Raw genomic sequence first — 21,657 nt, 5'->3', positions numbered from 1 at the left:
TTTGGTGGCAACTGCATGGTCCGGGAGGAGTGGCATGACGGAGGTCCTCTATCGCCAGCTCGCGGACGAGGTGGCTCGGCGCATCGACGAGGGCGTGTACCGCCCGGGCGAGCGCCTGCCCTCCATCCGCGGGCTCGCGGGGCAGCGTGGCGTCAGCATCGCCACGGTGCAGGCCGCCTATGAGCTGCTGGAATCGCGGCGCCTGGTGGAGTCGCGCCCGCAGTCGGGCTTCTATGTCCGTCATCCCGTCGCGGCCGCCACCGGCGAGCCCCCCATGGGCGACGGGCCGGTGCTGCCCACCACCGTGTCCGTGCGCAACGAGGCCACTGCGGCGCTCCAGCGCTGTGAGGCCGACGGGGTGCTCAACCTGGGGGCGGCGCTGCCGGCGCCGGAGTTCCTGCCCCGCCGCCAGCTCCAGCGGATCCTCTCGCGGCTGGCGCGTCACCACATCGACGAGATCGTGATGGCGCGGTTCGCCCCCGGGCTCGACGCCCTGCGCCAGGAGGTGGTGAAACGGCTGGCCGACGCCGGCTGTCACGTCTCGCCGCGGGAGGTGGTGATCACCAACGGCTGCCAGGAGGCGCTCAATCTCTGTCTTCGCACCGTGGCTCGTCCGGGGGACACCATCGCCATCGAGGGGCCGGCCTACGTGGGCCTGCTCCAGGCGATCGAGTCCCTGGGGATGAAGGCGCTGGAGATCCCCACCGACCCCCGTGACGGCGTCAGCCTGGAGGCGCTGGCCCTCGCCCTGGAGCAGTGGGACGTGCGCGCCTGTGCCTTCGTGACCACCAACAGCAACCCGGTGGGCGCATCCATGCCCGACGAGGCCAAGCAGCGGCTGGTGGCGATGCTCGCCGCACGCGGCATCCCCCTGGTGGAGGACGACGAGTTCGGCGACCTCAACTACAACCGTACCCGGCCGCGGGCGGCGAAGGCCTTCGACGAGCATGGCCTGGTGCTGTACTGCTCCTCGGCGTCGAAGTCCATCGGTTCCGGGCTGCGGGTGGGCTGGTGTGCGCCGGGGCGGTTCGAGAACGACGTCGAGTTCCTCAAGTCGTTCAGCAGCGTGAGCAGCCCCCCAATCTGCCAGATGGCGGTGGCCGAGTTCATGGCGAGCGGCGGCTACGAGCGCCACATCCGCCGGCTGCAGAGCGCCTACGCCGAGCAGGTGCAGCGCTTCATCGCGGCCATCAGCCGTGCCTTCCCCCGGGGCACGACGGTGACCCGCCCGCGCGGCGGCTACGTGCTGTGGGTCGGATTGCCGGGCGGGGTGGACGCGGCGGTGTTTCACGAACGGGCGCTGGCCGAGGGGATCGGCGTGATGCCCGGTCACCTGTTCTCCGCCGCCGGCGGGTTTCGCCAGTTCATTCGGCTCAACGCCGCCGTGCCCTGGGACGAGGCGGTGGAGACGGCGATCGCGGCCCTGGGACGCCTGGCGGTGGAAACCGCCGGCACACTGCGATCCTGAGGCTTTGACACCGGGCGGCAAGACTGTAGAATACCGCCCTGCATCGAGACAGGCGCGTAGCTCAGCTGGTTAGAGCACCACCTTGACATGGTGGGGGTCGGTGGTTCGAGTCCACTCGCGCCTACCAGCATTCCGGAAGCATCGCCATTCGGCGATGCTTTCTTTGTTTATGCCGGCACCCCTGATCCGCCGGGAAATGCATGTGGCCCCTCGTATAGGCCACCACTGTGGAGCGAACGCATGCCCGTAATCACCCTCCCCGATGGCAGTGAGCGCCGTTACGACCGGCCGGTGAGCGTCATGGACGTGGCGCGGGACATCGGCCCGGGACTGGCGAAGTCGACCCTCGCCGGGCGCGTCGACGGCGAGCTCCGCGACGCCTGCGACCTCATCGAGGCGGACGCGTCGCTGGAGATCGTCACTCCGAAGGACGAGGCCGGCCTGGAGATCATCCGCCATTCCTGCGCGCACATGCTCGGGCAGGCGGTCAAGCAGCTCTATCCCGAGGCGCAGATGGCCATCGGCCCGGTCATCGAGGACGGCTTCTACTACGACGTCCACTACGAGCCGGGCTTCACGCCGGAGGACGTCGAGGCCATCGAGCAGCGCATGGCCGAGCTCATCGACCAGGAGTACGACGTCGTCAAGCGCGTCACCCCGCGGGACGAGGTGCTGCGCATCTTCCGCGAGCGCGGCGAGTCCTACAAGGTCGCCCTGGTGGAGGACATGCCGGACGTCGAGTCCATGGCGCTGTACTACCACCAGGAGTACATCGACATGTGCATCGGTCCGCACGTGCCGAATACGCGCTTCTGCAAGGCGTTCAAGCTCACCAAGCTGGCCGGGGCGTACTGGCGCGGCGACGCCGACAACGAGATGCTCAACCGCGTTTACGGCACGGCCTGGGCCGAGCGCAAGGCGCTCAAGCGCTACCTGACCTTCCTCGAGGAGGCCAAGAAGCGCGACCACCGGCGCATCGCGCGCAACCAGGGGCTGTTCCACCTCCAGGAGGAGGCCCCTGGAATGGTGTTCTGGCACCCCAACGGCTGGCGCGTCTACCAGGTCCTGCAGGACTATCTGCGCCGCCGCCTGGACGCCCACGGCTACCAGGAGATCCGCACGCCCCAGCTGCTTGACCGCAGCCTCTGGGAGCGTTCCGGGCACTGGGAGAAGTTCCGCGACGACATGTTCACCACGGAGTCCGAGAGCCGGGACTACGCGGTCAAGCCGATGAACTGCCCGGCCCACATCCAGGTCTACAACCAGGGGCTGAAGAGCTACCGGGACCTGCCGCTGCGCCTCTCGGAGTTCGGCTCCTGCCACCGCAACGAGCCCTCGGGTACGCTCCACGGACTCATGCGGGTGCGTAACTTCACCCAGGACGACGCGCACATCTTCTGCACCGAGGGCCAGATCCAGGACGAGGTCTCGGCGTTCCTCGACCTCGCCTTCGAGGTCTACCGCGACTTCGGCTTCGACGACGTGGCGGTGGCGCTGTCCACCCGCCCGGAGCAGCGTGTGGGCTCGGACGAGGCCTGGGACAAGGCGGAAAAGGCCCTGGCCGACGCCCTGGATGCCAAGGGCTACGACTGGACCGTCAACCCGGGCGAAGGGGCGTTCTACGGCCCCAAGATCGAGCTGTCCATGCGCGACTGCCTCAACCGCGTCTGGCAGTGCGGCACCATGCAGGTGGACTTCTCCATGCCCGGGCGTCTCGGTGCGGACTATGTCGGCGAGGACGGCACCCGCCACGTGCCGGTGATGCTCCATCGCGCGATCTTCGGCTCCTTCGAGCGCTTCATCGGCGTGCTCACCGAGCATTACGGCGGTGACTGGCCGGTGTGGCTCGCTCCCTCCCAGGCGGTGGTGCTCAATATCACCGACCGCCAGGCCGCCTACGCCCGCGAAGTCGAGAAACAGCTGATCGGCCGGGGGTTTCGCGCCGGCGTCGACTTGAGGAACGAGAAGATCGGCTTTAAAATTCGCGAGCACACGATTCATCGTGTGCCCTACCTGTTGGTAGTGGGCGATAAAGAAGTGGAATCCAGCACCGTTGCCGTGCGCACCCGCGAGGGCAAGGACCTAGGCGGGATGTCGCTCGATGCGTTCATCGAGCGCCTCGAAATGGAGCGTGCGCGGCTCGGTCGAACGGCTTCGGAGGGTTGAAGCATCGCTATCCGTAGAAAACCGGGGGCCCGTCGGCAGCAGCCGAGTGCGGGCGACAATCGCAGGGTCAATCGTGATATCCGTGTCCCCAATGTCCGCCTGATCGACGAGAACGGCGAGCAGGTCGGGGTCATGGACACCCGGGACGCCCTTGCCAGGGCAGAGGAAGCGGAGCTGGACCTGGTCGAGCTCGACGCCAATGCCGATCCGCCCGTCTGCCGGATCATGGATCATGGCAAGTGGAAGTTCGAACAGCAGAAAAAACAGCAGGCTGCGCGCAAGAAGCAAAAGCAGATCCAGGTCAAGGAGGTCAAGTTCCGCCCGGGTACCGACCAGGGGGACTATGACGTCAAGCTGCGCAACGTGCGCCGGTTCCTCGAAGAGGGGGACAAGGTGAAGATCACGCTGCGTTTCCGGGGCCGGGAGATGGCCCACCAGGAACTGGGCCTGCAGCTGCTCCAGCGTGTCGAGCAGGACCTCGAGGAAGAGGCCACCGTCGATCAGCGGCCCAAGATGGAAGGGCGGCTGATGGTGATGATGCTCTCGCCGCGCAAGGGCAAGTAGCCCCGTAACGCCGGCGGGCGAGCACCGAGAATCCCTGGCGGTTCCGCCAGGGGTTTTTGTTTGAGAAAGCGGAGATCAGGCAATGCCGAAGATCAAGACCAACCGCGGCGCCGCGAAGCGCTTCCGGAAGACCGGTTCGGGCCGTTTCAAGCGCGCCCAGGCCTTCCACAACCATATCCTGACCAAGAAGGATATGAAGCGTAAGCGCGGCCTGCGTGCGCCGACCCTCGTGGCGGAACAGGATACCGCCATGATCCGTCGCATGCTGCCGTACTCGTAAACCAGAGGGAATCATTCGGGAGACAACACGATGGCGAGAGTAAAGCGCGGTGTCACTGCCCGCCGCCGCCACAAGAAGGTCCTTACCAAGGCCAAGGGCTATTACGGTGCCCGGCGCAAGACCTTCAAAGTGGCCAATCAGGCCGTCACCAAGGCCGGACAATATGCCTATCGGGACCGTCGCCAGCGCAAGCGCGAGTTCCGCTCGCTGTGGATCCAGCGCATCAACGCCGCGGCGCGGGCTCACGGTCTGTCCTACAGCCGCCTGATCGACGGCCTGCGCAAGGCCGAGATCGAGGTGGACCGCAAGATGCTCGCGGACATCGCGGTGCATGATCCGGCGGGCTTCGGTCAGCTCGCCGAGAAGGCGAAGGCAAGCCTCGCCTGAAGCGCGGGAAACGGGCGTACCCCCGCGGGTACGCCCGCCGTATGGAAAGGGAAGGGGCCGTAGCGACCTTCCCTTTTTTTATCGCCGGACGGGACGGACCATGAGCAATCAGGATCTCGACGCCCTCGTCGCCGCCGCCGAGCAGGCCATCGACGCCGCCGGCGACCTCGCCGAGCTCGATGCCGTACGTGTCGACTACCTCGGCAAGAAGGGCCGGCTGACCGCCGAGCTCAAGCAGCTCGGACGCCTCCCCGCGGAGGAGCGGCCGGCCGCAGGACAGGCCATCAATGCCGCGAAGCAGCGCCTCGCCGAGCGCCTGGAGGGCCGGCGGGAGGCCCTGGAACGGGCCTCGCTGGCGCGCTCGCTGGAGGCGGAGCGCGTCGACGTGACGCTGCCCGGCCGGGGTACGGCCCCGGGCGGCCTGCACCCGATCACCCGGACGCTGGAGCGGATCGAGGATCTGTTCGCCGCCGTGGGCTTCAGCATCGCCGAGGGCCCGGAGGTCGAGGACGACTACCACAACTTCGAGGCCCTCAATATCCCCGCGCATCACCCCGCCCGGGCGATGCATGACACCTTCTATTTCGACGCCCGGCATCTGCTGCGCACCCACACCTCGCCGGTACAGATCCGGGTCATGGAGAACGACGGCGCACCCGTGCGGGTCATTGCCCCGGGGCGGGTCTACCGCTGCGATTCGGATTTGACCCATACGCCGATGTTCCACCAGGTGGAGGGCCTGCTGGTCGACGAGGGCATCACCTTCGGTGATCTCAAGGCGGTGCTCGACGATTTCGTCAAGCGCTTCTTCGAGCAGGACCTGGCGGTGCGCTTCCGCCCCTCGTATTTCCCGTTCACCGAGCCCTCGGCGGAGGTGGATGTGGAGTGCATGTTCTGCTCGGGCGACGGCTGCCGGGTCTGCGGCGGCAGCGGCTGGCTGGAGATCCTCGGTTGCGGGATGGTCCATCCGGCGGTGTTCGAGCACGTGGGCGTCGATCCGGAGCGCTACAGCGGCTATGCCTTCGGCATGGGCGCCGAGCGGCTGGCCATGCTGCGCTACGGCGTCAACGACCTGCGCATCTTCTTCGAGAACGATCTGCGCTTCCTGCGCCAGTTCCGCTAGGCGGCGGGCACTCGATCAACACACCAGGGGCATCGCATGAGGATCAGTGAGCAGTGGCTGCGCGAGTGGGTAACACTCCCCGAGACCACGGCCGAATTGGGGCACCGCCTGACCATGGCCGGCCTGGAGGTGGACGCCGTCGAGCCGGCGGCTCCGCCGTTCACCGGGCTGGTCGTCGGTGAGGTCGTCGCCTGCGAGCCGCACCCCGATGCCGACCGGCTCAGCGTATGCACCGTTGCCGACGGCGAGGACGAGCAGACGGTGGTCTGCGGCGCACCCAACGTCCGTGTCGGCCTGAAGGCGCCGTTCGCACGAATCGGCGCGGTGCTGCCCGGCGACTTCCGCATCCGGCGTACCAAGCTCAGGGGCGTGGCATCCCACGGCATGCTCTGCTCGGCCCGCGAGCTCGGCCTCTCCGAGGACGCGGCCGGCCTGATGGAGTTGCCCGGCTCGGCGCCGACAGGTGCCGACCTGCGCGAGTATCTCGGCCTCGACGACACCGTCATCGAGGTCGACCTCACACCGAACCGCAGCGACTGCCTCGGCATGGCCGGTGTCGCCCGTGAAGTGGGCGTGATCGGCCGTTGCGAGGTTACCGACCCGGCTGCCGGCACCGTCAGTCCCGCGCTGACCGATTCCTTCCCCGTGCGGCTGGACGCCCCCGCCGCCTGCCCGCGTTATCTCGGGCGGATCGTGCGCGGCGTGGACACGGCCGCGGAGACGCCGGTATGGATGCGCGAGCGCCTGCGCCGTGCCGGTGTGCGCCCGCTGTCCGTGGCCGTGGACGTCACCAACTACGTCATGCTCGAGCTCGGGCAGCCGATGCACGCCTTCGATCTGGCGACGCTCAGGGGCGGCATTCATGTGCGCATGGCGGCGTCCGGCGAGCGCCTGGCGCTGCTCAACGGTGACACCGTCACCCTGGACCCGGAGACGCTGGTCATCGCCGACGACGAGCGCGCGGTGGCCATGGCGGGGATCATGGGCGGGGCCGACACCGCCGTCGGCGAGGGCACCCGGGACGTGTTCCTGGAGGCCGCATTCTTCGCCCCCGACGCGATCGCAGGACGGGCCCGTGCCCACGGTCTGCACACCGATTCCTCGCACCGGTTCGAGCGTGGTGTCGACCCGGCGCTGCCGGCCCGGGCCATGGAGCGCGCGACGGCGCTGCTCACCGCCATCGCCGGCGGCGAGGCGGGGCCCGCGGGCGAGGCGGTGGACGAGGGGGCGCTGCCGGTACGGCCGCCGGTCCGCCTGCGTCCGGGCCGGGTCAACCGGCTGCTGGGCACGGATACGCCGGAGGCCGAGATGCGCGACATCCTCGAGCGTCTCGGGATGGCAGTGGCCGGTGAGGCGCACGAGTGGTCCGTCACCCCGCCGACCTGGCGCTTCGACATCGCCAGAGAGGAGGACCTGGTCGAGGAGATCGCGCGTATCCGCGGCTATGACAGCATCCCGGTCAAGCGCACGCCGGCCCCGCTGGCGATGAGCCCGCAGCCGGAGACGCGGCTCGGTCTGCGGCGCCTGCGCCGGGCACTGGTGGACCGGGACTACCAGGAGGCGATCACCTACAGCTTCGTCGCCCGGGAGCTCGACGAGTCCCTGGACCCGGACTCCGAGGCCCTGGCGCTCGCCAACCCCCTGTCCGAGGAGCTGGCGGTGATGCGCACGAGCCTCTGGCCCGGGCTGGTACGCGCGGCCGTGTATAACCAGAACCGGCAGAGCCCGCGGGTGCGGCTGTTCGAGTCCGGCCTGCGTTTCCGCGGCAGCGACGGCGCGACCCTGGAGCAGACGCCGGTGCTCGCCGGCATCGCCACGGGCAACGCCGCCGGCGAGCACTGGGATGGCGGGTCCCGGCCCCTGGACTTCTTCGACATCAAGGGCGACGTCGAGGCCCTGATGGCGCTTACGGGGGTGCCGGACTCCTTCACCTTCGAGCCGGCCGAGCACCCGGCGCTGCACCCGGGGCAGAGTGCTCGTGTGCTGCGTGACGGCCGGCCGGCGGGTTGGATCGGCGCGATACATCCGGACCTCGAAGGGCGCCTGGAGCTCGCCGGTCGTAGCTACGTCTTCGAGATCGAGCTCGCCGCGCTGGATGCAGCTCGGGTACCGGCCTTCGAGCCGCTGTCGCGCTATCCCTCCATCCGCCGCGACCTCGCCGTCGTGGTCGACGACGATGTCGCCGCGGGCACACTGCGGCGGCTGATCGCCGAGAGCGCCGGCGAGTGGCTGCGCGATCTCGCCGTCTTCGACGTCTACCGCGGCCGGGGTGTCCCCGAGGGGCGCAAGAGCCTGGCTATCGGCTTGATTTTGCAGGATTCCGGGCGCACGCTAACCGATGCTGACGTGGAGGGCTGCATCGCGGGCGTGATCGAACGGCTGCGTACCGAACTCAACGCATCGCTTAGGGAGTGAATCGACGATGGCACTGACCAAGGCCGACATGGCCGAGCGCCTGTTCGAGGAGGTGGGACTGAACAAGCGCGAGGCGAAGGAGCTCGTGGAGAGCTTCTTCGAGGAGATCCGCTCCGCCCTGGAGCGCGGCGTGCCGGTCAAGCTCTCCGGATTCGGCAATTTTGATCTGCGGGACAAGAACCAGCGGCCGGGGCGCAACCCCAAGACGGGCGAGGAGATCCCGATCTCCGCGCGTCGCGTGGTGACCTTCCGGCCGGGACAGAAACTGAAGTCGCGGGTCGAGGCCTATGCTGGACACGACAAGCAATGACGAGCTGCCGCCGATCCCGGCGAAGCGTTACTTCGCCATCGGTGAGGTGAGCGAGCTCTGCGCGGTCAAGCCGCACGTGCTGCGCTACTGGGAGCAGGAGTTCCCCCAGCTCAAGCCGGTCAAGCGCCGGGGGAACCGCCGCTACTACCAGCGCCAGGACGTGATGCTGATCCGCCAGATCCGCACGCTGCTCTACCAGGAGGGGTTCACCATCGGCGGCGCCCGGCAGAAGCTTGCCGGCGACGACGCCCGCCAGGACCTCAACCAGGGGCAGCAGGTGATCCGCCAGATCCGCTCGGAGCTGGAGGACGTGCTCTCCGCGCTGCGGCGCTGAGCGCCGCAGCGCCTTTCACTGAACGCGGTGATGGGGTATCATCTCGCGCGTATTCGGGGTGTAGCGCAGCCTGGTAGCGCACCTGCATGGGGTGCAGGTGGTCGGAGGTTCGAATCCTCTCACCCCGACCAAAAAACACGAGGCGGGCCAATGGGTTGCGAGAGCTTCCCGGCCCGCCTTTTTCGTGTTCTCAAACTGTTCTCAAAACGTGCTGCGGGATCATGCCGGGCGGGGACCCTCGGGTGGCCGTTTCACTCCGCGAGCTTACCCCCAGAACATCGGTGCCGCGCTCACCCGGTTCCGGCCGGCGGCCTTGGCGTCGTACATGGCGCGGTCGGCGGCATTGCACAGGGTTTCCGCACTGCGTCCGTGGTGCGGGTATATTGCCACGCCGATGCTGATCGTCACGGTCTCCGGCACGGGCAGCGGGAATGCGGTATCGGCGACGAGCCGTCGCAGCCGTTCTGCCGTCTCCACTGCCTCCGCCAGCTCCACCTCCGGCAGCAGGATCACCAGTTCCTCGCCGCCGAATCGGGTGACGCTGTCCACCGTGCGCACGTTGGCCTCGAGCACGTGGCTGAGCGTGCGCAGGACGTCGTCGCCGACCAGGTGGCCGAAGCGGTCGTTGACCGTCTTGAAGTGGTCGATGTCCACCCAGAGCACCGCGAGGGTATGGTCGAAGCGGTCCGCCCGGGAGATCTCGGTATCGAGACGATGCTCCAGCTCGCGGCGGTTGGGCAGGCCGGTGAGCGGGTCCTTCGCCGCCTGGCGGGCGAACTCCTGCTCCATGCGCTTGCGCTGGGTGATGTCCATGATGATGCCTTCCAGAACGGTCTCGCCGTCGAGGCTCACCTCCTGGCCCTGTTCCCATACCCACAGCTCCGTGCCGTCACGCCGGCACAGGCGGTATTCCACGGCGAACTGGCGCTGGTTGGCGACCGCAGTGCTTACCTCCTCGTCGACGGTGGCGCGGTCGTCGGAGTGGATGAGGTCGACGAAGGCCACATCGCGGTTGTCGATCAGCGCCTCCGGGGGATAGCCGGTAAGCGTGAGACAGTGGCTGGAGGCGAATTTCATCGTCCAGTAGCCGTCGTTGAGGCATCGGTACGCCATGCCCGGCAGGTTGCTGAGGAGCGTGGCCAGCTGGCGCTCACGGGCCCTGAGCGCGGTTTCGGCACGGCGACGCTCGGTGACGTCCTGGCCGATGGCGATGGAGCCCATAAGACGGCCGTTCTCGTCGAAGAAGCGCCGGGCGTCCCAGGAGATCACCTTCTCGTCGCCGTCGCGGCAGCGAATCGTGGTCTCGAAGCCCGATAGCTCGGTGCCGCGCTCGTGCATCCCGCGTACCGCCTCGATGACCCGGGTGCGGTAATCCGGATCCGGGTAGAGATTGGCCCAGATGCGGTCGCTATGGAGGACGGACTCGCGGTCGTAGCCGCTGATCGACTCCGCAGCCTGGTTCCAGACCTGTATCTGTCCGTCCGGGTCGATGACATTCAGCCAGATGCTGGCGTTGTCGATGATGCTGCGGCGGAACTGGTTGAGCTCGTCCAGCTCGGAACGCTGTCTCTCCAGGCGCTGGACGAGGTCGTCGGCCTTGTGGAGCTGGCGGTAGACGAGGAGCCAGAGTGCCGCGGCGGTGACGAGCACGAAGGCGGTGCCCTTGATCGTCTGCAGCCAGGAGAGGGCGTCGGGATCACGGAACCACAGCTCGAGGAGGCTATCCGAGAGGGTGATCCAGGCGGTTGCGGCCACGGCATACAGCAGGGCGAGTCTCGCGGCCTGGCGTAGCGGTGGCCCGGAACGGTATGGCCGCTGCATGGCGCCTCTTCGACCTCCCCGAGGGATGTTGCCCGGCGTGCATCCGTTGGGATGCGGTGACCGACTGCTCACGCGTGTTGTGCGGTTGCTCACAATCCTCACGATAATCGAGTTGTCCGATGGGGCCAACGCCTTTCCGGCCGCCGGCGTGTCGGGGCTGCCGGCTGGACAGTGTCCGGTGCGACTGCTTGCCTGAAGGGCAGGGACCGGAATGAGGGGGTGGGGTGGGCGTGGTCCGAAGACGGACAAGTGGGGTGCCGTGGCGATGGGCGGTGTCGCTCCTGCTGGCGGTGATGGTGTTGCCACGGGCGGCCGGGGCGAACGGACGGCCGGGCTCCGTGGCTCTCCGGGATGGCCGGGGGACGGGGGTGGAGGTCGTCGCCTCCGAGCCCGGCGGTGCGCGGGTCCCGGTGTGTGTCGTCGTGCATGACGCCCGTTCCGGGCAGCAGACCGGTTATGCCGTCACGCCCGCATCCCCGCGGCGCGGTGCCGGCGCGCCGGTCCGGCTTGTATTGGCGCCGGGTGCGTACGACGTGTACGTGGTGCCGCGCGATGTCGTTGGCGCGGCTGTTCATGCCGTCCGGGACATCTGGATTACCCAGGGCTGGCATCGTCTGCAGGTCGGGTTCGCGCAGGGGCGGCTGTCGGTCACGGTCGCCGGGGCGCAGGGAATCGTGCCGGCGGGCGTGCAGGTGAACCGGAGCCGCGACGGTGCCGCCGTTGACGGGTCCGCCATCGAGTCCGGTGGGGCCGACCGGCCAACGGTCTTCGCCCTGCCGGGAGGGCGTTACGATGTGCGGGCACGCACCACCGGCGCGATCCTCACCGCCCGCCGTCTCGAGGTGGTGCCGGGGTCGCTGCTGGCGGTGCGTCTGCGTGTCGGGGGAGGCGCTGGCGTTCACCGCGAGGCCCTGACCGTCCGCTCCACCGCGGCTGCCTCCGCGCCGTCACCCGACTATGCCGCGGCGGCGATACGCGCGGCCTGGCGAGGCCGCGATAGTGCGTTGCAGCATCGATACCGGCTCGCCGGCGTGGAGGAGGTGCTGGCCGCGGACCGGGGCCGGCGCTACCGTCTCCGCCTCGTGCCCCGTGGTGGTGGCGAGGCCGTGACCGCGACGGCGGGCGCGGTCTTCCTCGCCGGAACCGGCTGGCGCGCGCGCTGGCTCGATCTCCCGCCGCAGGGGCGTTAGCGTTCCGCCTGCCGTATCCCTCCGGGCACGCCACGCGATGGCCGGCCATCATATGTCGCTGTCCGGGGACGGTCCCGACCGACGGCCTGAGCGGCAGCGGAGCGGCTCTACGGGGGCCGGCCCGGTCGGCTATGATGGGTGCCGGTAGCCGTCAAACACACAGGAGGGAAGAAGAAATGGACCGCTTTATCGCAACAAACCGCCGCCTCGTCCCGCTGCTCGCCGCCCTGTTCCTGTGGGCGACGCTGTTCGTGCCGGCCGCGCAGGCCAGCATGGTCGGTACCCAGACGCTGGCGGCCCAGCAGTCCGCGGATGCCGCCCGTGAGCGGGTCCAGGCGCTGCTCCAGCGCGAGGACGTTCGTGACCAGCTCGTATCCTACGGGGTCGATCCGGCCGAGGCGCAGCAGCGTGTCGCCGCGCTCTCCGACCAGGAGGCCCGCCAGATGGCGCAGCGCATGGACGAGATGCCCGCGGGTGGCACCAGCATTCTGGGGGCCGCGGTGTTTATCTTCGTGGTGTTGCTGATCACCGACATCCTCGGCTTCACCGACGTGTTCCCGTTCGTCAACAACACCGCCCGCTAGGCGGTCCAGGAAGGGGTCATGCGGCGTAACGGCAGGCATGCGAGGCCCGTCGGGCCCGGACTGAGCCCTGCAGTGCCCGGGGGGCCGGGGAGGATGCATCCCCCGGCCCCCGCGGGCGGGCGCCGCCGAAGCCCCGTGGCGATGGCGGTGGCCCTGCTCGCCGCCATCCTCCTCAGCGCCTGCGCCGGGATACCGGAGCAGCGTGCCGAGCTTGCCGAGGGGACGACGGCCACGGAGCTGGATGCCGTGCCCTTCTTCCCCGACACCGCCTACTACTGCGGGCCCGCCTCGCTGGCGAGCACGCTGGAGTGGAGCGGTTACGAGACCTCGCCGGACGCGCTCGGCGGGTCCCTGTTCATCCCGGAACGCAACGGCAGTCTTCAGCCCGAGATGCTGGCGACGGCGCGCCGCGCGGGACGTCTGGCCTACCAGATCGACGGCCGCCTCGCCGCCGTTCAGCGCGAGCTCCGTGCCGGGCACCCGGTGATCGTCCTCCAGAACCTGGCGTTCGGATGGTGGCCGCGGTGGCACTATGCTGTGGTCGTGGGGCTGTATCCGGACGACGGCACCGTGGTGCTGCGTTCCGGCGAGCGCCGCCGTCACCGCATCAGCTTCAAGACATTCCTGCACACCTGGGCGCGGGCGGAATACTGGGCCATGGTCACCCCGGCGCCAGGGGGCCTGCCGGCCACCGCCGAGCCCGGGCCGCTGTTCCAGGCGCTGGCCTCCCTGGAGGGGACCGCGGGCGTGGAGCCGGCGATCCCCTACTGGCGTGCCGCGGCCGGGCGCTGGCCGGAGAGTGGCCCGTATGCCGTCGGGCTGGCCAATGCCGTCTACGCCGCCGGCGATGCGGACGCGGCCCGCAAGGTGCTCATCGACGCATTGCCACGGGTCGCCGAGGGCAAGGGGGTGGTCTGGAACAATCTCGCCAATATCGAGGCCGAGCAGGGCGACCTGGCCGAGGCCGAGGCGGCGGCGGAGTCCGCCGTGGCCGCCGGTGGTCCCCACGTCGAGCAGTTCCGCGACACCCTTGCCGATATCCGCTGCCGCCGCGGCAAGGGGGCCTGCCCCGGGGCTGAGTGAGTCGCCCGCCCTCACGCCCTTCTGTTCCCCGCCCGCCTCGGTGCCTGCCGCCGTGCTCTCCCGCCGGAAAACTGTGGGATGGTTCACGGACATTGCTGTTCTCCGATATCGTAGCTAGGCTATAACGAAAATGAATAGCTGCCAGAACAAGAAGCAGTGAGCCATGGCCGCCGCGCAACGCGGCAACGGCCAACAATGAGGAGGAGAGTGATGACCGACAGGAAAGACGACAGCAATCGCGGTTGGTCCCGGCGTAACGTGCTCAAGGCGGGTGCCGCATCGGCGGTGATCGCCGGCACCGGGCCGATGATCTTCACGCGCAACAGCTGGGCACAGGACGCCATCGGCAACTTCCCGGTCAAGGGCGACACCGTGATGTTCGGCTTCAACGTGCCGCAGACCGGTGCGTATGCCGACGAGGGGGCGGACGAGCTGCGCGCCTACAAGCTCGCCGTCAAGCATCTCAACAACGGCGGCGGCATGCTCGAGACCCTCAAGCCCAGCTCGCTCACCGGTCAGGGGGTGCTTGGCAAGAAGGTCGGCTACGTCAGCGGTGACACCCAGACCAGCCCGGATGCCGCGCGCACCAGCGCCCGCCGCATGATCGAACGCGACAAGGTGATCATGTACGGCGGCGGCTCCTCGAGCTCGGTGGCCATCGCCCAGCAGTACCTCGCACAGGAGATGGGTGTCATCTTCATGTGCGGCCTCACCCATTCCAACGACACCACCGGCAAGGACAAGCGGCGTTACGGTTTCCGCCACTTCTTCAACGCCTACATGTCCGGCAAGGCCCTCGGGCCGGTGCTCGCGGATGCCTACGGCACCGATCGCCGGGCCTTCCACCTCACCGCCGACTACACCTGGGGCCACACCCAGTATCAGTCCATCAAGGAGTTCACCGAGAAGGAAGGCTGGACGACGGTCAACAACATCATGACCCCGCTCGGCACCAGCGATTACTCGCAGTTCCTGACCGCGGTGCTCAACTCCGACGCCGACGTGCTGGTGCTCAACCACTACGGCAAGGACATGGTGAACTCGCTCACCCAGGCGGTGCAGTTCGGCATGAAGGACATGCAGAAGAACGGCAAGGACTTCCAGATCGTCGTTCCGCTGTACAGCCGTCTCATGGCCCAGGGTGCCGGTGCGAGCAACATCGACGGCGTGTTCGGCTCCACCAACTGGAACTGGACCCTCGAGGATGCGGGCTCGCAGGCCTTCGTGAAGTCCTTCGAGGACGAGTACGGCTTCCCCCCCTCCCAGGCGGCACAGACCTGCTACGTGCAGACCCTGCTCTATGCCAACGCCTGCGAGCGGGCCGGGACGTTCTACCCGCCGGAGGTCATCAAGGCCCTCGAGGACTTCCGCTTCACCGGTGCCGGCCCGGGCGAGGCCTACTACCGTGGTGCGGACCACCAGTGCTTCAAGGACATCCTGGTGGTGCAGGGCAAGGGCCCTGACCAGAAGCAGGGCGAGTACGACCTGCTCAACATCGTCCAGCACGTCAAGCGTGACGACGTGATCTACCCGGTGGATACCTTCTCCGGGGAGCTGGGTCCGTACAAGCCGGCCTGACGGCGGCTTCCGGCCGACAGTGCCACGGCCGACGGCCGTGGCACCGTTTATCAGCGCAGTCGCAAACTGATAATCGCGGGACCGGCCGCGCCCCGTCGCGCGGACGGGGGCTGCGGCGCATCCCGGCGGGTGGAGTCGTTCAATGTCCGGTGACCTGATTAACGCGCTATTCCTTCAGATTCTCACGGGCCTGCAGCTCGGCATGATCTACGCCATGATCGCGCTGGGGCTCACGCTCATCTTCGGCACCCTCGGCGTGGTCAATTTCGCCCATGGTGCGCTCTATCTCATCGGCGCCTACTGCGCCGTGATCATCGCGGGCAAGCTGGGATTCCTGTATGCGGTGATCCTGGTGCCGCTGATCCTGTTCGTGATCGGGATCATCCTCGAGCGCGGCCTGATCCAGTATTTCTACGACCGCCCCCACACGGACCAGATCCTGGTCACGTTCGGGCTGGCGATCGTCGCCGAGGAGGCCCTCAAGTGGATCTTCGGCGCCAACAACATCCCCTATCCAGTGCCCTCCTGGGGTCAGGGGATCGTCATGCTCCACGAATACGTGCCGTTCCTGAGCGGCTTTGTGGTCTTCCCCAAGTGGCGGTTGATCCTGATCCTGGTTTCCCTCGTGGTGATCGGGGCGCTGTTCTTCCTGCTGCAGTTCACGCGCTTCGGGCTGGTCATCCGCTCGGGCATGCGTGATGCGGAGATGGTGCGCTTCCTCGGCATCAACATCACCCGCCGCTTCGCTGCGGTGTTCGGCCTCGGCGCGCTGATCGCGGGTATCGCCGGCGTGTTCGGCGGGCCCATCACCCAGGTCAGTCCGGCCGTGGGCATGAAGATGCTCGTGCCCTCCTTCCTGGTGGTGGTCATCGGTGGCATGGGCTCCGTGGCCGGTGCGCTGATCGCCGCGGTGGTGCTCGGCATGGCGCTGAGCTTCACCGCCGAGTATTCGTCGATCCAGCAGATCATCATCTATCTGGTGGCGGTGGTGGTGCTGCTGACCCGTCCGCGCGGCCTGATGGGCAAGAAGGGGGTGTTCGAATAATGAGTGCCATGTCCAAGACCAGCGGTGGCGGGCGCGAGCTGCTGGTGATCGGCGTGTTTGCCGCCATCGTCCTGCTGCTGCCCTTCTGGCTGCCGCTGCTCGGCGGCTACGAGGCCCTGGCGACGAAGATCGTGATCTGGGCGCTGTTCGCCCTGGGCTTCGATATCCTGCTCGGGTTCACCGGGTTTCTGTCGTTCGGCCACGCGGCCTTCTTCGGTACCGCGGCCTACACCACGGGTCTGATGCTCAAGCACGTCAGCGCCGACATCATACCGGCGCTCGCAGTGAGCGTGTCGCTGACCCTGGTGCTCGCCATCGTGCTCGGCTTTCTCACGCTGCGGCGCAGCGGCATCTACTTCTCCATTCTCACGCTGGCCTTCGGCGAAATGCTGTATGCGGCGGTGCTGTCGATTTTCCAGGGCTGGACCGGGGGCGATAACGGCCTGACGATGAGCACCAAGCCGACGCTGCTCGGGCTGCCGATGCAGGGGCTGAACGTGTTCTACGTCTGCGCCGTGCTGCTCATAGGCGGCTTCGCGCTGGCACGCCAGATCAAGCGCTCGCCGTTCGGGCTGATGCTGATGTCCATCAAGGAGAACCCGATGCGGCTCGAGTACACCGGCGTCAACGTGATGGCCTACAAGATGATGGCGTTTACCATCAGCGGGCTCTACGCGGCCGTCGCCGGATCGCTGATGGTCGTCTACGAGCCCTATGTCGCCACCGAGTTCATGCACTGGACCACCTCCGGCGAGATCGTGATCATGTCCGTGATCGGCGGCGTGAACACGCTGCTCGGGCCGATGATCGGTGCCGCGTTCATGCTGTTCTTCGAGAACGTCGTGCAGGCGTTTATCGGTGAGCAGTGGAAGCTGATCCTTGGTGCCATCTTCGTCCTGGTGGTGATCTTCCTCCCCGGCGGCTTCATCGACCTCGCGCGTCGCGTGCGCAAGGCGATGGGCCATATGGTGCCGTCGCGCCGGGATAACGTGCCGGACGCCCCCGGCTCCATGCGTGAGGACCGCCAGAAGGGCCGCCGCGCGGATGCCCAGCTGGGCGGCCGCTAGGCCGGTGACGAACACGGGAGGAAGACGGATCATGAGTGAACAGGCACTGCTCGACGTTCAGGGGGTGTCCAAGAGCTTCGGCGGACTGCAGGCGCTCACGGACGTGAGCCTGCAGGTCCGGACCGGCAGCATCCACGCCATCATCGGCCCCAACGGGGCGGGCAAGTCGACCCTGCTCAACGTCCTCATCGGTCTGATCGAGGCCGATCAGGGTCACGTGCTCTTCGACGGGCGCGAGCTGCGCGGGGTCAAGCCCCACAGCATCATCCAGCGGGGGATCGCGCGGGTGTTCCAGACCCCGCAGGTCTTTCCGGCGATGAATCTCCTGCAGAACGTGGCCATTGCAGCGCTTGCCCGCCGCGATGGCCAGTTCTCCATCAAGGCCGCGGAGACGCTGCGCCGGGGACACGCCATCTATGAGGAGGCCGCGGCGACCCTGGAGCGGGTCGGTCTCGGCGATCACCTGGAGGAGCAGGCCCAGCATCTGGCCCGGGGCGACAAGCGCCGGCTGGAGCTCGCGGTCTGCCTTGCCGCGCGACCCAAGCTGCTGCTCCTCGACGAGCCGACCGCCGGCATGTCCCGGCATGACACCAACCGCACCATCGACCTGCTCAAGGAGATCTCCGAGACGGGTATGACCAAGGTGGTGATCGAGCACGACATGCACGTGGTCTTCAGCCTTGCCGAGCGGATCAGCGTGCTTGCGCAGGGGCGCATCATCGCCGGCGGCGCGCCGGACGAGGTCCGTGGCGATCCGCGAGTGAAAGAGGCCTATCTGGGAGGGGCACAGGAATGAGCGCCAGTACTCATGCGCAGCCGGCACAGACCGATGCGGGCGGACAGGAGGCGTACTTCGCGTGCCGGGACATTCACGCCTACTACGGCGAGAGCTACATCGTCCAGGGTGTGAGCTTCGAGGTCCGGGAGGGTGAGATCGTCGCCCTGCTCGGGCGCAACGGTGCCGGCAAGACCTCGACCCTGCGTACCATCGCCCGGGCCCACGATCCGCAGCTGCGCAGCGGCGAGATCTGGCTCGCCGGTCAGCCACTGCATCGCATGCCCACCCACCGGGCGGCGCAGTCGGGGGTGCAGCTGGTGCCCGAGGACCGGCGGATCATCCCCGGCATCACGGTCGAGGAGAACCTGGTGGTGGCGCAGATCGCCGAGCCCCGGGGGTGGTCGATCGAGCAGATCTACGAGCACTTCCCGCGGCTCGCCGAGCGCCGCAAGCAGGAGGCGATCACCATGTCCGGCGGCGAGCAGCAGATGCTGGCCGTGGCCCGGGCACTGGCGCGGGATGTCAAGCTGCTGCTCCTCGACGAGCCCTACGAGGGGCTGGCACCTCAGATCGTTCAGGAGATCGAGTCCATCCTCAGGGAGGTGAAGTCCCTGGGTATCACCACCATCATCGTCGAGCAGAACGCGATCGCCGCGCTGGAGCTCGCGGACCGGGCGGTGATCCTGGACATGGGCGAGGTCGCCTACGAGGGTGAGGCCAACCACGTGCTCGACAACCAGGAGCTCCGCGACCAGTACCTGGCGATCTAGGCATGGCCGGGCCCCGGGGCGTTGCCCCGGGCCGGGCCCGCCTGCAACACCCGTGTAATATTCCCGCGTCAGCCTTGGCCGTATGCCGTCCTGCCACGTGGCGGGATGGGTCGTTGTCGCCGTGCCGCGGTCCGGGCCGAGGGAGTCATGCATGTTCGGGACACGGGTTTTCGCCCATCGCGGGGCATCGCTGGCCGCGCCGGAGAATACACTCCCGGCGATCGAGCTGGCGGCGGCCCTGGGTGTGGGCTGGGTGGAGCTGGATGTCCAGCTGCTCGGCGACGGCACGCCGGTCATCTTCCACGACGAGCGTCTGGATCGCTGCACCGACGGGGCCGGACGGATCGCCGATGCGGACTGGGCAGCGGTTGCCGCCCTCGATGCCGGCGGGTGGTTCTCACCCCGCTACGCCGGCACCCGGATGCCGCGTCTCGAGCAGGCCCTCGCCCTGTGTCGCCAGCGCGGGCTGGGGCTCAACCTTGAGCTCAAGCCGACGGGGGAGGAGGGCAGGCGGACGGCCCTGGCGGCCACGGTCCTCGATAGCCTGCAGACGACCGGGTTCCCACGGGAGGCGTTGCTGCTCTCGTCCTTCGACGTGCCGGTGCTCGCCGAATGCCGGCGACGGGATCCCGGGATCCGCCTGGGCCTGATCTGCGAGCGCGTGCCCGAGCGTGCCGGCGCTGTGCTGCAGGCGTTCGGCGGTGTGAGCCTGCACGTGGACTGGCGTCATCTGGACCCCGCCGGGGTGCGGCGGCTGTGCGCGGCGGGAATCGCGGTGGTGGCATGGACCGCCAACCGTCCCGAGGCGGTGGACCCGCTGTGGTCGGCGGGGCTCACGGCCGTGATTACCGACGACCCCAACGCCTATTTCGTGCGGGGCATCCGCTAGGAGCCGCAGGCCCGGGTCATCCCGCAGGGCGGTCCGGGCCGTGGATGCGGCGTCGTGTTGCGGCCGCGGTCGTCTCGTTCCCGCCGTCGCCCCCCAGGGCGTCCACCGCCGCGGCGACGCTGAGGTGGTGATGGCTCTCCGGCAGCCCGTGCCAGAGGTGTGTCTGCGCGAGCCGGTCCGCCACCGGCCCCTTCACCTCTGCGAGGTGCAGGGCGACTGACTGCGCCTGCAGATCGGCGTGCAGCGCCTCCAGCATCTCCAGCCCGCTGCTGTCGATGTAGCTCACCGAGCTCATCACCAGCACCGCGGCTTCGGCATCGGGATGGCGGTCGAGGGCCGCGAGCACGAAGTCGCGGACCGGCTCGGCGTTGGCGAAGTAGATGTTCTCGTCGATGCGCAGGAGCACCCGCCGGGGGTCGCAGACCACCTCGTGGCGCTCGACGTTGCGGAAATGCTCGGTGCCCGGGATGCGCCCGATCACGGCCATGTGCGGCCGGCTGCTGCGCCAGACGTAGAGGAACAGCGACAGCGCGATGCCGGCCACCAGCCCGGGCTCCAGGCCGAAGCCCAGCACGCCGGCCACCGTGGCGATGAGGGTCGCGCCGTCGCCCCGGTCGTACCGGGTGGTCTCTATCGCGCCGCGGAAGTCGATGAGCTGCCAGATGGCGACCACGATGATCGCGGCGAGCACCGCTTTCGGCAGGAACGCGAACCAGCCGGTGAAGAAGGCGGCGACCACCCCGACGAGGCCGGCGGTGATCAGCGCGGCGACCTGGGTTCGGGCCCCGGCGTCGAAGTTCACCACCGAGCGCGAGAAGCCGCCGGCGGCGGGCATGGTGCCCACCAGCGCGGAGCCGAAGTTGGCCGCCCCCAGGGCGAGGAGCTCCTGATTGGCGTCGACGCGCTCGCGCCGGCGCCCGCCCAGGACCTTGGCGACGGTGACGCTCTCCACGTAGCCGATCAGCGCGATGAGCACCGCGGACGGGGCGAGCTCGGCCCAGCCGGCGCTGGCGAGGAAATCGAGACCCGGGGCCGGCAGGCCGGCGGGGATGTCGCCTACCACGCGCACCGGCGCACCGCCGTTGCCGGCGAGCGCGGCCATCGCCAGGGAGGCCGCGATCACCACCGCCAGCGGGGCCGTCCGGGAGGCGAGGGCGGCGGCGTTCGGGCTGGCGCCGAGCCCGGTGAGCAGCCGTTGCAGCGGCCGGCGCGCGAGCACCAGCGCGGCGATGGCGAGCACGGAGGTCACCGTGGTGGCGGTGGAGACGGCGCCGATGTGGGTGTACAGGCCGGTGATCATGGTGACCGCGTCCCCCCGGGGGGCATCGACGCCCAGCAGGTGGCCCACCTGGCTCAGCATGATCAGCGCCGCCGCCGCGCTGGTGAAACCGGACAGCACCGGGTGGCCGATCAGGTTGACCAGCCGGCCCAGGCGCAGGGCCCCACCGACGGCCAGTATCACGCCCACCTCCGCGGCCAGGATGGAGGCGCCGGTGATCCACTGCTGGGGATCGGCGCCGGCGAAGCGGGACAGGGCGTCGGCGACCATGAGTGCGGCGACGGCCACCGGGCCCACGGCAAGGGTGCGGCTGGTGCCGAACACCGCATAGACCGCCGGCGGTATGATACTGGCGTACAGCCCGGTCTCCGCCGGCAGTCCCGCGAGCAGCGCGTACGCCATGCCCTGGGGGACGAGCAGAATGGCGGTGATGATCCCCGCCGTCAGGTCGTCGGAGAAGGCCTGGCGGTCATAGCCGCGGAGGCTGGTCAACAGGGGCGGTTGCAGCTTCATCGGCGCCGTTGCG

Annotated in this window: 20 protein-coding genes and 2 tRNA genes; 20 read left to right on the top strand and 2 right to left on the bottom strand. The window is 68.5% G+C overall.

Going from position 1 to position 21,657, the window contains the following annotated elements:
- Positions 1-34: 34 nt before the first annotated feature.
- The 11 genes from C516_RS0111575 to C516_RS0111525 all read left to right on the top strand — a co-directional run bounded on the left by C516_RS0111575 (position 35) and on the right by C516_RS0111525 (position 9,178).
- The gene (locus tag C516_RS0111575; protein WP_018718555.1) at positions 35-1,468 is read left to right on the top strand and encodes an aminotransferase-like domain-containing protein; all 1,434 of its coding nucleotides are present in this window, start codon (positions 35-37) and stop codon (positions 1,466-1,468) included.
- A 50-nt stretch (positions 1,469-1,518) separates the two neighbouring features.
- A tRNA-Val gene (locus C516_RS0111570) sits at positions 1,519-1,595 on the top strand.
- 113 nt (positions 1,596-1,708) lie between these two features.
- Positions 1,709-3,634, top strand: a complete 1,926-nt coding sequence (gene thrS / locus C516_RS0111565; protein WP_018718554.1) for a threonine--tRNA ligase — start codon at positions 1,709-1,711, stop codon at positions 3,632-3,634.
- A 3-nt stretch (positions 3,635-3,637) separates the two neighbouring features.
- Positions 3,638-4,198 (top strand): translation initiation factor IF-3, encoded by a 561-nt coding sequence (infC, locus tag C516_RS0111560; RefSeq protein WP_425386808.1) that lies wholly within the window; start codon positions 3,638-3,640, stop codon positions 4,196-4,198.
- Between the two features lie 82 nt (positions 4,199-4,280).
- Positions 4,281-4,478, top strand: a complete 198-nt coding sequence (gene rpmI / locus C516_RS0111555; RefSeq protein ID WP_018718552.1) for a 50S ribosomal protein L35 — start codon at positions 4,281-4,283, stop codon at positions 4,476-4,478.
- Positions 4,479-4,508: 30 nt separating this feature from the next.
- Positions 4,509-4,865, top strand: a complete 357-nt coding sequence (rplT, locus tag C516_RS0111550; RefSeq protein ID WP_018718551.1) for a 50S ribosomal protein L20 — start codon at positions 4,509-4,511, stop codon at positions 4,863-4,865.
- Positions 4,866-4,965: 100 nt separating this feature from the next.
- A complete protein-coding gene (gene pheS / locus C516_RS0111545) occupies positions 4,966-5,988 on the top strand; it encodes a phenylalanine--tRNA ligase subunit alpha (protein ID WP_018718550.1) in 1,023 nt (340 codons plus the stop codon).
- Between the two features lie 36 nt (positions 5,989-6,024).
- Positions 6,025-8,403: a phenylalanine--tRNA ligase subunit beta gene (gene pheT, locus C516_RS0111540; RefSeq protein WP_018718549.1), complete on the top strand. Its 2,379-nt coding sequence runs from the start codon at positions 6,025-6,027 to the stop codon at positions 8,401-8,403.
- Positions 8,404-8,410: 7 nt separating this feature from the next.
- Complete coding sequence (ihfA, locus tag C516_RS0111535) at positions 8,411-8,713, top strand: integration host factor subunit alpha (RefSeq protein ID WP_018718548.1); 303 nt, start codon at positions 8,411-8,413, stop codon at positions 8,711-8,713.
- A complete protein-coding gene (locus tag C516_RS0111530; RefSeq protein WP_018718547.1) occupies positions 8,691-9,047 on the top strand; it encodes a MerR family transcriptional regulator in 357 nt (118 codons plus the stop codon). The genes ihfA and C516_RS0111530 overlap by 23 nt, the downstream gene beginning before the upstream one ends.
- A 54-nt stretch (positions 9,048-9,101) precedes the next feature.
- Positions 9,102-9,178 (top strand) — tRNA-Pro (locus tag C516_RS0111525).
- 133 nt (positions 9,179-9,311) lie between these two features.
- On the opposite strand, the gene C516_RS0111520 is transcribed toward C516_RS0111525, so the two are convergent.
- Complete coding sequence (locus C516_RS0111520; protein ID WP_018718546.1) at positions 9,312-10,868, bottom strand: sensor domain-containing diguanylate cyclase; 1,557 nt, start codon at positions 10,866-10,868, stop codon at positions 9,312-9,314.
- A gap of 368 nt (positions 10,869-11,236) precedes the next feature.
- Here C516_RS0111520 and C516_RS0111515 point away from each other — a divergent pair, with 368 nt between their 5' ends.
- The 9 genes from C516_RS0111515 to C516_RS0111475 all read left to right on the top strand — a co-directional run bounded on the left by C516_RS0111515 (position 11,237) and on the right by C516_RS0111475 (position 19,852).
- Positions 11,237-12,058 (top strand): hypothetical protein, encoded by an 822-nt coding sequence (locus tag C516_RS0111515; protein WP_018718545.1) that lies wholly within the window; start codon positions 11,237-11,239, stop codon positions 12,056-12,058.
- A 176-nt stretch (positions 12,059-12,234) separates the two neighbouring features.
- Entirely contained in the window at positions 12,235-12,642 is a 408-nt protein-coding gene (locus C516_RS0111510; protein WP_018718544.1) for a PA2779 family protein, read from the top strand.
- A gap of 141 nt (positions 12,643-12,783) precedes the next feature.
- On the top strand, positions 12,784-13,725 hold the full coding sequence (locus tag C516_RS19395; protein WP_018718543.1) for a PA2778 family cysteine peptidase: 942 nt from the start codon (positions 12,784-12,786) through the stop codon (positions 13,723-13,725).
- Positions 13,726-13,935: 210 nt separating this feature from the next.
- Positions 13,936-15,303 carry a substrate-binding protein gene (locus C516_RS0111500; protein ID WP_018718542.1) on the top strand — a complete coding sequence of 456 codons (1,368 nt, stop codon included), beginning with the start codon at positions 13,936-13,938 and terminating at the stop codon, positions 15,301-15,303.
- 142 nt (positions 15,304-15,445) lie between these two features.
- Entirely contained in the window at positions 15,446-16,348 is a 903-nt protein-coding gene (locus tag C516_RS0111495) for a branched-chain amino acid ABC transporter permease (RefSeq protein WP_018718541.1), read from the top strand.
- A gap of 8 nt (positions 16,349-16,356) precedes the next feature.
- On the top strand, positions 16,357-17,415 hold the full coding sequence (locus C516_RS19390) for a branched-chain amino acid ABC transporter permease (RefSeq protein WP_211210616.1): 1,059 nt from the start codon (positions 16,357-16,359) through the stop codon (positions 17,413-17,415).
- A 31-nt stretch (positions 17,416-17,446) separates the two neighbouring features.
- The gene (locus tag C516_RS0111485) at positions 17,447-18,211 is read left to right on the top strand and encodes an ABC transporter ATP-binding protein (RefSeq protein WP_018718539.1); all 765 of its coding nucleotides are present in this window, start codon (positions 17,447-17,449) and stop codon (positions 18,209-18,211) included.
- On the top strand, positions 18,208-18,963 hold the full coding sequence (locus tag C516_RS0111480; RefSeq protein WP_018718538.1) for an ABC transporter ATP-binding protein: 756 nt from the start codon (positions 18,208-18,210) through the stop codon (positions 18,961-18,963). Before C516_RS0111485 ends, C516_RS0111480 begins: the two co-directional genes overlap by 4 nt.
- A 151-nt stretch (positions 18,964-19,114) precedes the next feature.
- Positions 19,115-19,852 carry a glycerophosphodiester phosphodiesterase family protein gene (locus tag C516_RS0111475; RefSeq protein WP_018718537.1) on the top strand — a complete coding sequence of 246 codons (738 nt, stop codon included), beginning with the start codon at positions 19,115-19,117 and terminating at the stop codon, positions 19,850-19,852.
- 16 nt (positions 19,853-19,868) lie between these two features.
- Here the strand turns inward: C516_RS0111475 and C516_RS19385 are convergent, their stop codons facing one another.
- Positions 19,869-21,644 (bottom strand): SulP family inorganic anion transporter, encoded by a 1,776-nt coding sequence (locus C516_RS19385; RefSeq protein ID WP_018718536.1) that lies wholly within the window; start codon positions 21,642-21,644, stop codon positions 19,869-19,871.
- Positions 21,645-21,657 lie beyond the last annotated feature (13 nt).

The organism is Arhodomonas aquaeolei DSM 8974 (assembly GCF_000374645.1).
Taxonomy (GTDB): Bacteria; Pseudomonadota; Gammaproteobacteria; order Nitrococcales; family Nitrococcaceae; genus Arhodomonas; species Arhodomonas aquaeolei.
This window is presented reverse-complemented; position numbering and strand designations above follow the sequence as displayed.